Origin of the sequence: Bdellovibrio sp. BCCA, assembly GCF_037996825.1 — a bacterium.
Taxonomy (GTDB): Bacteria; Bdellovibrionota; Bdellovibrionia; order Bdellovibrionales; family Bdellovibrionaceae; genus Bdellovibrio.
Window position 1 is genome coordinate 2,744,272 of record NZ_JBBNAC010000001.1, and the last position, 12,365, is coordinate 2,756,636.

The window sequence follows — 12,365 nt, forward strand, 5'->3', positions numbered from 1 at the left end:
CGACTGTAAGGAGTTAGAGCCTATGTCTGTAAAAACGTTCAAAAAAGGCGAAGTGATCTATAAAGATGGCGACAAAATCACGTCGGTTTATCTGATCCAATCTGGTGGTGCGAACCAGTGTTTGATTCGCGGTAAAAAAACCATCGACCTTTTTCAATTGGGTTCTTCTCATATTTTGGGTGACCAAATTATTTTAGGCCAAGGCACACACCCCACAGCTGCTATCGCAACAACAGAAACCAAAGTTTTGGAAATTCCCGTTGAAGCTTTGAAACAGCAATATGAAGGTGCTCCGCAAATGCTCAAAGTCATCATCAAATCTTTGGCGGATCGTTTGCGTTTGGCGGTGAATGATGTTCGTTCCAGCAAACTAGAAAAAGACTCCTCCCCTTGTCCTGAAGATCAAGTGGCAAAAGCTTTTGGATCTGTTTTCCATACAGCGAATCATAAAGGGGATCGCTCACAACCGGGTCGCGTGATCGTAGATTGGAATATGATGAAGCAATATTCCCAACGCGTGATGGGAGAATCTCCAAAACGTGTTGAGCAAGTGATCAATGTTCTTGTGAAGCTTAAGCTTGCTCTTTATGAAATGGGTAAGGCCCCTGATAATCCAGATGGACCCGACGAAATTCAAAAAGTTCATTTCTTGGATTTGGGTTTGCTAGAAAGTTTTTTTGAGTTCTATCAATATTACTATTTTAAAGGTGGTCGTTCAGAACTTCTGAAAGTCGATGAGCTTTGCCAACAAATGCTCGACGGTCTTTTAAAACTTTGTGAGAACGAACAGCCGGACCGCTTTGGTATTGTCAGTGTGGATTTCGCGAAATTCGGCGAATACTGCAAAAACGAAATCGGTATTAACTTAAATAACGATCACTTCAACCGTCTTGAAGGCAAAGGCGTCTTCATGAAAAGAAAAAATGGCGGCTCTGGAGTGCTTTTACAATTTGAAGTGAAAGAGTTCCGCTCTATTTTCCAAAGCTGGAAGATGCTGCGTGAAATTGAAAAGTGGAACGAAAAAGGTTTCGTCGATATGGACGAGAAGGAAGTCGTTAAAAAGAAAGTGACAGCAGGTGGACCTGCCTGCCCTGCTTGCAGTGTTGAATTGCAAGCCGGAGCTAAATTCTGCCACGAATGTGGTCATAAGATTGTAGCGGCGGCATAAAACTATGAGCGAAGCTTTGGTCATCTTTAAAGCGATAAATAAGGAGTCTGATAAGCAGACGATTCTCCAAAAAGTTTTGGCGAATCAAGAGACTATTTATTTGCGCGATAAGTTTGACCGTAACATCGCTTTGAAGCCTTTAAGTATTAATTCCAATATGCAGCTTAAATGCCGTCCTCCAGAAGAGAGCATGAACACTCAAGAGGGCGACACATTTACAGCCACCTTTAACGTGGGATCTGAGCGCTACCTTTTTGAGACTCATCCTGTGGTGGGTGAAAATCACGTAACTTTAACAGTCCTCAATTTGTTTCATCTGCAAAGACGTCGCAATTACCGTTACGTTCTTCCGACGGATTATTCCGCGGAACTCGTTATCAATTATTTGAACCAAGTTGTGTGCGCTTACACCTGTCGCTTGCTAGATCTGAGCACTGAAGGGTGCGCTGTGGAAATTTCCATGGCAGAAGCTAATTTCAAGCTGGATGATCTTGTGCAAGCCGAAGTCTTTTTAGGCGACCGCGAACCGATCCTGGTTCAAGGCATGATTAAGAACATCCGCGAAAAAGATGACCTGCATCTGGTTTTAGGCGTAGAGTTTAATCACATGGCCAATGCCAGCGAAGGAAAAATCGTCGCTTCACTGACGGATCTGCAAAGAGAAATCTATTTCCGTAAAAAAGCGGCTTAAAAATCTACCTTGAAGGATAATAGAGTTTATTATCCCACATTCCTTCGTTGAAATACTGTATAGAGGCTTTTAGTTTTTCCGTCAATTCTTGCTTGCGAATCGCTTTTTCCGGAGTCAACGTCATGCCGATCAATTCATGATCTCCGTCGCGATCTTCGATAGCATACATTTGTGGTTCGGTATGTCCCGGAGACCAACGAATAAAATAATCTTTCGCAAAGAGCATATAGCGACCGTCGATAAAATTCACAACGACCTTATCGCCATCCGTAAAGAGAGAACTTCCCAAATAATTTTTATCTTTTTCTGGAATATTTAAGAAATCCAAAATCGTTGGCAACACATCCACTTGCTGTGCGATTTTCTTCGTGTCCGTTTTCGGAAACTCATAAGACGGATGAAACAAAATCAATGGTATGCGATAGCTTCCGACGTCGTTGGTGTATTCAGGACGGTAGTGCATGGAAGCGTGGTCCGCCGTGATGACAAACAATGTATTTTTAAACCAAGGTTTTTTCTCGGCCTCTTCAAAGAATTTTTTTAAGGCATAGTCCGAATAAGAAACCGTTTTCAGAATTTCAATCGGTCCTTCCGGAAACATTTCTTTGTATTTTTCAGGAACTTTGTACGGTTGATGTGAACTCAAAGTGAAAACCGCATTTAAAAATGGCTGTGGCAAAGAGTCCATTTGCACCAACATCCACTGCAGGAACGGCTCATCCCAAATTCCCCACACGCCATCATCGTCCGCAGAGTTTCCGTATTCGCGAGAACCATAGTATCTTTCGACACCCGCACTTTTCATGAAGGAGTCAAAGTACATCGTCCCGTTATGGCCCCCATGAAAGAAACTTGTTGCATAACCTTTAGGTGCCACCAATGTTCCAAGGCCCAAGAAATAATTCGAAGTGAAATGCGAAGAGATGAACGGCTCATTCATCATCGCCGGAATCCCCGCCATCACCGCGCCTACGCCCTCAATGGAACGACGTCCATTGGCGTAGGAGTTTTCAAACACCAAGGATTTTTTCATCAAAGAATCTAAGAACGGAGTGTGGGATTTTTTACCGTCGACCGGGCCAAAATATTCTTCGCCGAAACTTTCTAAAATGATGATCATCACGTTTTGCGGCGTTGTTGGGCGATGTCCCTCTAACGCCGTTCCTGTGAATGAACCATTGAGGCGTTTCAGCATGTCTTCTTTATTCGCAAAATATTTTTCTTGCTTAAGGCCTTCAGCTCCGTAGCTTTTGATAAATGTGAAGGTCGTGTTTAGGACAAGATTGTTCAAGAGAGGTGCCGAGAAGACGTTGGCATTCACAAAACTGATGGGCTTGCTTTGCAAACCTCCGCGGATTCCGATGACGGAAATCACGAGAGCCACGAAACACAGAAAAGCATGGGAAAGCCAGAGTTTGACTCCCCCTTTTTCTTCTCCCGGCCACACTAATTTATCTGGCGTTCCTTTCATCAGGCGACGAACGGCCCAAATAAAGAAGACGACAATCAGAGTGTTGATTGTGAATAATCCCCAATAGCTGATAATGAAATTCCAGACTTTGCCTTTGGTTTCTCCGACGACGAAGAAACTGTCGTAAGTGAACCGACGGCCGACGAAATTGATGAACTCCACGTCGACAAGGTTGAGAATTAAAAACGGAATTTGCAGCAGGCAGAAAAGAATCCAAGTCAGAGTCGACCAATGCATGTTCCAACTTTTCGGCCATGGGATGAAAGCAATCAGTAATAACGGCGCCGTGACCGACAAAGCCGCTGACGTATCAAATCTAAGGCCCACAATGAAGGACCACAGAATATCGAGCACGGGTTTATTTTTGAATAAACTCCAATTCCACAGCAAAAACTCCAACCTTGCGAAGAAATAGAAAAGCAGAGCGAGTAAAACGAGAGAAAAGATCTTAAATAGGCGGTGGGTCGGTCCAAACATAGAGCCCATACTACAACGACATCTAGCGTCATACAAGACGAGCCGTGGCTGACTTCACGGGCTCCCTCTGCTACTTTCCCCTCCTATGACACCAGAACAAATGAAAGAACGTTTAGAGAAGCATTACACTGGGGCCAAAATCGAAGTTTACGATTTAACCGGCACCCAAGATCACTATGAAGTGTTTGTTGAAAGCGACGTGTTTGCGGGAATGACTCGCATTCAACAGCATCAACATGTCATGGCCTGCTTTGGTCCAGAATTAAAGACGGGCGAGGTTCATGCGCTCTCAATCAAGACTAAGATTAAGTAATTAAAAAGGGATCACTATGTCTACTACACACGAAAGAATTGATAACATTCTCAATCAACACAAAATCGTCTTGTTCATGAAAGGAACTCAACAGTTCCCGATGTGCGGTTTCTCTGCGCGTGCTTGTGCTATTTTGCAAGACATTGGCGTGCAATTCCACGACGTGAATGTTTTGGAAGACGAAGAAATCCGCTCTGGTATCAAAGAGTACGGCAACTGGCCGACAATTCCGCAACTTTACATCAACAAGCAGTTGGTGGGCGGAAGCGATATCATGATGGAAATGTACCAGTCTGGCGAGCTTCAAGAGCTCTTGAAGTAATATGAGATGTAACGTCGCCGTTTGGGACCGCATTTTAAGATTTATCTTTGGCGTGATTCTGACGACTTACGCCATCGCAGGCGGTCCTTTTTGGGCGTACATTGGCATCTATGGTCTTATCACAGCGGCTTGGGGCTTGTGTCCCCTGTACGCTTTCTTTAGAATTAGAACTCTGAAAGATTTCCACCGAGCCATTCCTGACGAAGAATAGGATGTTGTATGTCGACGGCCCTCATCGAGCTTGAAAGTTTTTTGCAAAAAGACCAAATCAAAACCGACGAAGAGAGCCTCAAGTATTGGGGTAAAGACTGGACGACTTATTTTGACATCAAAGCTTCGGCGATTGTTTTTCCTCGTAAAACTGAAGACGTTGTCGCGCTTGTAAAATGGGCGCGCAAAAATAAAATCGCTCTTGTCCCTTCCGGAGGCCGCACGGGTCTTTCCGGTTCTGCGGTCGCCACTCAAGGCGAAGTCGTTGTGTCTTTTGATCAAATGAACAAGATCAAAGATTTCAGTCCCGTTGATCAAAGTGTTGTGATTGAGCCTGGTGTTGTGACGGAAGCTCTTCAAGAGTTTGCTCACTCAAAACATCTTTTCTATCCCGTGGATTTTGCGGCGACGGGTTCTTCGCAAATGGGTGGGAATATCGCTACCAACGCGGGCGGTATTAAAGTTGTTCGTTATGGTTTGACTCGTGAGTGGATTGCGGGCCTTAAAGTTGTCACAGGAACTGGCGATGTTCTTGAGCTTAACAATGGCCTTGTGAAAAATGCGACAGGTTACGATCTTCGCCATTTGTTTGTCGGCTCTGAAGGAACTTTGGGTTTTATCGTTGAAGCGACTATTAAGTTAGCTCCAGCTCCCCCACCGATGAAAGTTTTGGTGATGGCCGTGAGTGGCCTTGATGCGGTGATGACAATCTTTGCAGAGTTTAAAACGAAAACGTCTTTGGTGGCGTTTGAAATGTTCTCGGATAAAGCTCTAAAAAAAGTTTTGGAAAATACGGGCCTGCCTGCTCCTCTAGAAACTCAATCTCCCTTTTATGTTTTAGCGGAAGTTGAAACTCGCAACGAACAAGATGAAGAACATGCTTTGGGTGTATTTGAAAAATGCCTGGAAGAGGGTTGGGTTCTTGACGGTGTGATCAGTCAGTCCGATGTGCAAGCGGCGACTTTCTGGCGCTACCGTGAAGACATCTCAGAATCTTTGGCGAAATACTCTCCGTACAAAAACGATATTGCTGTGACGATTTCTAAAGTGCCTCCATTCATGGAAGACTTAGACAAAGTTTTGGCACAAGCGTATCCAACTTGGGAAGTGGTCTGGTTCGGTCACATCGGTGACGGAAATCTTCATATCAATATCTTGCGACCTGCTGGAATGACAAAAGAAGAATTCGTTCAAGAATGTCGCAAGGTCGACGTGATGGTTTTTGATACCGTCAAAAAATACAAAGGTTCGATCTCTGCAGAACACGGCGTGGGTTTAACGAAGAAATCTTTCTTAAACTACACTCGCTCGAGCGCCGAAATCGAAATCATGCGCGGAATCAAAAAAGTTTTCGACCCCGACAACATCATGAACCCCGGGAAAGTCCTTTAGGTGCCTGCTTCTTTTTTCTGGCTACAGCGCGTTTCAAAAAGGTACGGCGTACCTAGTAGACCACGCGAGTGCGGATGGATCGACCTAGTTTTCCGATTTCTATAGCTAAAGCATCAGCGTGAGTGGAATGCACGTCCATCACGAGATAACCGATTTTTTCGTCTGTTGAGAGATATTGTCCCTCGATATTGGCACCGGCTTTTGAGATCAATCCGTTGATTTCCCCCAACACACCTGGTTCATTTCTATGAACGTTCAAGATACGTGATGTCCCCTGCTTCACTGGCAAATCCACATTCGGGAAATTCACAGCTCCTGACGAAGAACCGATTTTCAAATAACGACGGAAACTTTCTGCGACTTCCATGCCGATGGCGTACTGCGCTTCTTCAGTGCTTCCCCCGATGTGAGGCGTGAGAATCACATTGGAGACACCTTGCAATGGTGATTTGAATTTTTCTTTGTTGCTTGCAGGCTCCTCAGGGAAAACGTCAATCGCGCAACCGGCGATATGTTTTGATTTTAGAGCATCGACCAGAGCCTCGATCACGACCACGGTTCCGCGGCTGGCGTTGATTAAGTAACTTCCTTTTTTCATCATAGAAAGCTCTTTGGCGCCGATCATGTCTTTGGTTTCTGGAGTTTCAGGAACGTGTAAAGTCACAAAATCGGAAACAGAAAGAAGTTCTTCTAACGAACTTTTTGCAACTGCATTTCCCAGAGGTAATTTCTTAAGCACATCATAGAACACCACGCGAAGTCCCATCGCTTCAGCCAAGATACTCACTTGGCTTCCGATGTGACCGTAACCAACGATACCGACCGTTTTGCCGCGCACCTCGCGAGAACCTTCGGCGGACTTCACCCACTCACCAACGTGAGCTTTGGTGTTGCGATCCCCCAACTGACGAGACAAAGAAATCATTTCTGCAATGACAAGTTCAGCCACCGAACGCGTGTTCGAGTGAGGTGCGTTGAACACCGGAACTCCGCACTCGCGCGCAGTCATTAAGTCGACCTGATTTGTACCAATGCAGAAGCAACCAATTGTTGTCAGTTGTGGATTTTTTCTTAAAACTTCCGCCGTGATTTCTGTTTTTGAACGAATGCCGAGCACGTCGTAATTCGGAAGAATCTTAAGAAGCTCTTCTTCAGAAGGCGCGTGAGAGATCAAATCGACTTTAAATCCCTCGGCAATAAGTGTGTCTCTAGCAACCGAATGAATGTTTTCAACAAGAAGAATTCTGAGAGCGCTCACTGGCACCTCCAACTTCCTTAAGTTTAATCACAAAGTAGGCCTTCGTCACTACTGACTATGCGCGAAATGAGTAGTCAAAGCACTCCTCACAAGCCAGACTGGAGGATATGGCATCAACTCGAGTTTTTTCTCTACTTATCGTCGACGATGATCCGTTGGTTCATCAGTCTTTAAAGATGTGTTTGCCGACTCATTGGAAGGTTTTTTCAGCTCCCAAGCTTGAAGCCATTCAATACGAGCGTTTCTATCATGCCGCTTTCGTAGACATGCATTTAGAACCGGGCTCGACCAAAGCAGCGGGACCTCAAGTGATCGAAAAACTGATCAAGCATAATAATCAGCTTGAAGTGGTCGCGATGTCTGGGGACTTAAGTCGCCCCTTGATGGAAAGCTGCCTGAAGGCGGGCGCGCAAAGATTCCTCGCAAAACCATTGATGCCGGAAGAAGTTCTTTTGATTCTGGAAAAAATCGAAGCTCTTTGGGATTTGCGCAGCATGGATCCGAGTGCGAATCGTCACAGCGCTCGCTGGGTAGGAAGTTCTCAAGCTTCACAAAAAATTAAAAAACGTATTGCTGATCTTCGCGGTGAAACAAATCCTGTGTTGATCGAAGGTGAAACAGGTTGCGGTAAGGAAGTGGTCGCGCGTCTTTTGCATGAACAAGAAGGTGACCGCCCCTTCATCGCTGTGAATCTGGCGAGCATTCCGGAAAATCTTTTTGAATCAGAAATGTTCGGTCACGTGAAAGGTGCTTTCACCGGAGCTGAGCAAAACAAAGTCGGCCTCACAGAAGCGGCTAATGGTGGAGATTTATTCTTAGATGAAATCGAAGCCTTGCCACTAAGTCAGCAAGCAAAGCTTCTGCGCTTTCTTGAAACAGGTGAGGTTCGCAGAGTGGGAGCAAAAGAAAGCTCCCAAGTAAAAACACGCGTGATTGCTGCAAGCAATAGATCGTTAGAAAAAATGGTCGCCGCTGGTGAATTCCGTGAAGACCTCCTTTACCGGTTGGCTTCTCAACGAATTGATCTTCCGCCGTTGCGCGAACGTCTTGAAGACATTGATGAGCTTGCAAAGCATTTTCTTGAAGCGGAACGCCCTCGCCGCAATAAAACAATTGCCGAAGATGGACTGGCCTCTTTAAAGAAATACAACTGGCCAGGCAACGTGCGTGAACTAAAACGCGTGTGTGAACAACTGAGCCTGACTTCTCCCCTGCCATTTATTCGCGAAGAAGATGTCACCAGCTGGTTAAGACCGACGGCCACTTCTGCGGGAGCACCTTCTTACACGACGATTGATTTCAACAAAGGACTTAACACTTTGGTGGAAGAGTTTGAAGCACACGCAATTCGCACGGTTTTAAAGCAAACCAGCGATATCGAGGCCGCCGCAAAAATTCTGCAGGTCTCACGTTCAAATCTTTATAAGAAAATCAAAGACTACAAAATTGAAGAGGAACCTTCGTAATGAATTTTTTCGACATCAGCTTTCCAATCCGCCTCAATATGCCAACAGCTTGGGAAAGCCATATTTATCGCCAAACTGTTTTGATTGTTCTTTCGATCATCTTTGTCTCTGGTGCGATCATTTTCTTTTTTAGAAACAAGAACTATTACTTCGTGCAATCATGGGCGAGCATTAAGAGTTGGCTGATTGCAGCTCCTTTGATGTTCTTGGTGATGGGCCTACCTGAACCATGGCCTTTGGTGTTTTTGACTATCCTCGCAATTGCCGGAGCTAAAATTTTTTTCCAAATTATGGGGATGTTCCATCGCAGTAATTTCGTTTTGATCTGTTATGCGGGAATTATTGGTCTGGGTGTCTGCGCATGGTATGACCGCTTGGACATTTACAACTCTATGCCGATGGTGGTCTTGGGCGCCAGTTGCCTTGTGCCGCTGATACGCAACTCTTATAAACGCATGATTCAATACATGTCGTTGACTCTTCTCGCATTTATTTTCCTGGGCTGGTCTTTCATGCATTTGGGGCTTATCTTAAAGTTTCCGAATGGCGTCTACCAAGTGATGTACTTGATTATCCTCACAGAGTTCTGCGACAACACGAACTTGGCGGTTGGACGCTATATCGGTGGATGGAGAATGTTCCCTGGAATCAATCCTCGTCGTACGGTAGGAAGTACTGCGACATCCATTGCCCTCACGATCTTTCTTGCAGGTTGCATGCGATTCCTTTTACCAGACGGTTCTGACAAATACTGGTTGGCATCAGGTCTTGTCGCCTCTTTAGGTGGATTCGTCGGTGACCTTGTGATGACAGCCGTTCGTCGCGATGCCGGAATGAAAACCGTGGGACCTTTTATTATCGGGCGTGGAGATTTCCTTCACCGTGTGGATAGATTGATCTTTGTTGCTCCGATTTATTATTATGTGATGACGGTTCTACTATGAAAGATTGGAACTACGATAACGAGCAGTGGACTAAACTGCCGACTTACTTAAAACACTTACCGCTGTTCACACGTCATATCGACATGTTCAGCGTGTTCATGCGTTTTTTGTGGTCGATCTTTCTTAAGAACCTCGCTTTTAAATTTTATATTCGCCTGCAGGTCAAAGGAACTCCGTTTAAGGAGATCTATGCGACTCAACCCAAGTTAATTATTATCAGCAATCACGCAAGTCACTTGGATGCGGTTTCTATCGCAGCTTCTATTCCTCGCCGTTATTGGTTGAATCTTTATATCGCTGCTGCAAAAGATTACTTCTTTACGAATGCGCTTTTCACATTTTTTTCAAAGCACTGCTTGGGTGCCATTCCTATCGACCGCAAAGACCGTAAGGGTGAAGCGATCAATTTGATTTTGAAATTACTCACAGAGCTTCCTCGCATGTGGTTGATTATTTTCCCCGAGGGCACACGCTCCAAAGATGGGAAAATTCAGGAATTCAAACGTGGGGTTTCTATTTTCTCTGAAAGAACGCAAACGCCTCTTTTATTCACATATCTTGAAGGCAATATGGAGCTTTGGCCAAAAGGTCAGCCGATTCCATTACCGGGAAAATTGGTTTTGCACGTTGGTCCGGTTCATCCGCCAGGACCGATTCAACAGGTGTATGCTGCTTATAAAGAGTGGGTGTTAACGATCAACCCTGAAGCCTTCGCGAAAAAAGAAGAGGAGGATACTAAAAATGACTCCGAACAACTTTGATATCGAGAAAACAAAATTAACAGTTGGAACTCATGAAGTCTGCCCGATCCCTACGGGCCTTTTTGGCTTGGATGGTGGCGCCATGTTTGGAACGGTTCCAAAAGTTTTATGGGAAAGATCCAATCCTCCAGACAATAAAAACCGCATTCCGATGGAAGCGCGCGCTTTGCTTTTAAAATCTCCGGGATGCAACGTTTTGATTGATACCGGAAACGGCAAAGACTTCGTCGCAAAATACGGCGAAAAATTGGGAAATAAATTTGCTGAGATGTATGCGATGGAGGAAAGCGGTCCTTCACTTCTGAAATCTTTGGCGACTCATGGTTTAAAGCCTGAAGACGTTCATCATGTGATTCTCACTCACCTGCACTTTGATCATGCCGGAGGTGCGACAACAGAGCGCGATGGCAAACTGGTTCCGACTTTTCCCAAAGCTCAATACTACGTGCAAAAAGGAAATCTCGAGACTGCCAGCCATCCCAATCTGCGCGAAAAAGCGAGTTACTATGCCGCGAACTTTCAGCCTTTAATAGATGCTGGAGTTTTAAAAGTGATCGACGGCCCTCAAGAAATCCTTCCGGGAATTTCGGTTCTTATCTCCAATGGTCATACACAAGCTCAGCAGGTCGTGAAAATCACCGACGGCAAGACGACGGTGCTTTATTGCGGCGATATGGTTCCGACAAGCTCTCATGTCAAAATTCCGTGGCTCATGGGATACGATCTTCATCCTTTGACGTTGATGGAAGAAAAGCAAAAGCACTTAAGTGAGGCCGCTGACCAGCATTGGTACCTGTTCTTTGAACACGATCCATATTGCGATGCTGCTCTTATTGAGCGCAGTGGGCACGACTTCGCTGTTCAAAAAAGATTCCAGCTCTAACGGGATTCATGTTACCCTAGCGGCATGAGTCCGTTGGTTGTTAAAGCAAACATCACTATGAAAACCTTGTGGAGCGTTTTGAAAGACACGCTTCAACAGATGCGCGATGGAGAGCTGGCTCTTGTCGCCGCTTCTTTGTCTTTTTCAACGGCCATTGCTTTGGTTCCTTTTATTGCCGTGGTGCTAGCGACTTTTCAATCCATTGGTGGCCTTGAGGCTTTTTACCCTAAGGTCGAAGCCCTGCTTCTGGCGAATATGAGAGAAGCAGCAGGCAGTGACGTCACGAAGTTCATTCGTATTTTCTTAAAAAATATCAATGCCGGAAAATTAGGGACGACGGGAGCGGTATTTTTATTTATCACTTCGATTCGCCTGCTTCACGATATGGAAGTGGGAATTCACCGCGTATGGAATCAGCGTAACACGAGACCTTTTTACAAACGTCTGATCTATCAATGGGCTTTGATTCTTGTGATTCCCGTTTTTTTGGCGATCTACGTGGGCTTTACTTCCCTTGAACAATTTCAGTTCGTCCACCGAGTGGTGCCGGCTGCGGTTTCAAACTCTGTGGTTTTGGTCGGCACTTTGTTTTTGATTTATAAGCTAGTGCCCGATTTGCAAGTGCGCACGAAAGCGGCGTTTGTAAGTTCCTTATTAGCGGCTTTGACGTTGTACGGAGTTCATAAAACTTACGCGATGCTGGCCATTAAGTTTTTTGCTTACAATAGAATCTATGGATCGTTTGCGGCTCTTCCGATTCTTTTGTTATGGATTCTCACGATTTGGTACGTGATCTTAGGGGGAGTGGCTCTGTGTGCTTCCCTACAGAAACGACACGTTGCATAAAAATGGTGATTCCGGTACGACTCGAACGTACGACCCTCTCCTTAGAAGGGAGATGCTCTATCCAGCTGAGCTACGGAACCCCCGTATCACTTTGTCAGTGAACCTTCTTTATAGGGGTTTAAGCCCCTGATTTCAAGCACTTCTTTTGTATCTTTCCAAAGTC

The 12,365-nt window shown here is 45.2% G+C and carries 13 protein-coding genes and 1 tRNA gene; 11 read left to right on the forward strand and 3 right to left on the reverse strand.

What is annotated here, in order from left to right; translation table 11 throughout:
* Positions 1-22 precede the first annotated feature (22 nt).
* Together AAAA78_RS13290 and AAAA78_RS13295 are read left to right on the forward strand one after the other, a co-directional pair.
* Positions 23-1,168 carry a cyclic nucleotide-binding domain-containing protein gene (locus tag AAAA78_RS13290; protein WP_340592540.1) on the forward strand — a complete coding sequence of 382 codons (1,146 nt, stop codon included), beginning with the start codon at positions 23-25 and terminating at the stop codon, positions 1,166-1,168.
* Between the two features lie 4 nt (positions 1,169-1,172).
* Positions 1,173-1,859, forward strand: a complete 687-nt coding sequence (locus AAAA78_RS13295) for a PilZ domain-containing protein (RefSeq protein WP_295901808.1) — start codon at positions 1,173-1,175, stop codon at positions 1,857-1,859.
* A gap of 4 nt (positions 1,860-1,863) precedes the next feature.
* On the opposite strand, the gene AAAA78_RS13300 is transcribed toward AAAA78_RS13295, so the two are convergent.
* On the reverse strand, positions 1,864-3,684 hold the full coding sequence (locus AAAA78_RS13300; RefSeq protein WP_340592541.1) for an LTA synthase family protein: 1,821 nt from the start codon (positions 3,682-3,684) through the stop codon (positions 1,864-1,866).
* A 208-nt stretch (positions 3,685-3,892) separates the two neighbouring features.
* On the opposite strand from AAAA78_RS13300, the gene AAAA78_RS13305 reads away from it, so the two are divergent.
* The 4 genes from AAAA78_RS13305 to AAAA78_RS13320 are packed head-to-tail and all read left to right on the forward strand — an operon-like array spanning position 3,893 to position 6,044.
* Positions 3,893-4,120: a BolA/IbaG family iron-sulfur metabolism protein gene (locus AAAA78_RS13305; protein ID WP_340592542.1), complete on the forward strand. Its 228-nt coding sequence runs from the start codon at positions 3,893-3,895 to the stop codon at positions 4,118-4,120.
* Positions 4,121-4,136: 16 nt separating this feature from the next.
* A complete protein-coding gene (gene grxD / locus AAAA78_RS13310; RefSeq protein ID WP_340592543.1) occupies positions 4,137-4,442 on the forward strand; it encodes a Grx4 family monothiol glutaredoxin in 306 nt (101 codons plus the stop codon).
* 1 nt (position 4,443) lies between these two features.
* Positions 4,444-4,653, forward strand: a complete 210-nt coding sequence (locus AAAA78_RS13315) for a YgaP family membrane protein (RefSeq protein WP_340592544.1) — start codon at positions 4,444-4,446, stop codon at positions 4,651-4,653.
* An 8-nt stretch (positions 4,654-4,661) separates the two neighbouring features.
* A complete protein-coding gene (locus AAAA78_RS13320) occupies positions 4,662-6,044 on the forward strand; it encodes an FAD-binding oxidoreductase (protein ID WP_340592545.1) in 1,383 nt (460 codons plus the stop codon).
* Positions 6,045-6,096: 52 nt separating this feature from the next.
* On the opposite strand, the gene serA is transcribed toward AAAA78_RS13320, so the two are convergent.
* On the reverse strand, positions 6,097-7,314 hold the full coding sequence (gene serA / locus AAAA78_RS13325) for a phosphoglycerate dehydrogenase (RefSeq protein ID WP_340592546.1): 1,218 nt from the start codon (positions 7,312-7,314) through the stop codon (positions 6,097-6,099).
* A 95-nt stretch (positions 7,315-7,409) separates the two neighbouring features.
* Here serA and AAAA78_RS13330 point away from each other — a divergent pair, with 95 nt between their 5' ends.
* The 5 genes from AAAA78_RS13330 to AAAA78_RS13350 are packed head-to-tail and all read left to right on the forward strand — an operon-like array spanning position 7,410 to position 12,202.
* Positions 7,410-8,768: a sigma-54-dependent transcriptional regulator gene (locus AAAA78_RS13330; RefSeq protein ID WP_340592547.1), complete on the forward strand. Its 1,359-nt coding sequence runs from the start codon at positions 7,410-7,412 to the stop codon at positions 8,766-8,768.
* Complete coding sequence (locus tag AAAA78_RS13335) at positions 8,768-9,712, forward strand: phosphatidate cytidylyltransferase (protein WP_295901791.1); 945 nt, start codon at positions 8,768-8,770, stop codon at positions 9,710-9,712. The genes AAAA78_RS13330 and AAAA78_RS13335 overlap by 1 nt, the downstream gene beginning before the upstream one ends.
* The gene (locus tag AAAA78_RS13340) at positions 9,709-10,473 is read left to right on the forward strand and encodes a lysophospholipid acyltransferase family protein (RefSeq protein WP_295901788.1); all 765 of its coding nucleotides are present in this window, start codon (positions 9,709-9,711) and stop codon (positions 10,471-10,473) included. Before AAAA78_RS13335 ends, AAAA78_RS13340 begins: the two co-directional genes overlap by 4 nt.
* On the forward strand, positions 10,454-11,356 hold the full coding sequence (locus AAAA78_RS13345) for an MBL fold metallo-hydrolase (RefSeq protein ID WP_340592548.1): 903 nt from the start codon (positions 10,454-10,456) through the stop codon (positions 11,354-11,356). The genes AAAA78_RS13340 and AAAA78_RS13345 overlap by 20 nt, the downstream gene beginning before the upstream one ends.
* A 24-nt stretch (positions 11,357-11,380) precedes the next feature.
* Entirely contained in the window at positions 11,381-12,202 is an 822-nt protein-coding gene (locus tag AAAA78_RS13350) for a YihY/virulence factor BrkB family protein (RefSeq protein WP_340592549.1), read from the forward strand.
* Positions 12,203-12,205: 3 nt separating this feature from the next.
* On the opposite strand, the gene AAAA78_RS13355 is transcribed toward AAAA78_RS13350, so the two are convergent.
* Positions 12,206-12,282, reverse strand: a tRNA-Arg gene (locus AAAA78_RS13355).
* Positions 12,283-12,365: the final 83 nt, after the last annotated feature.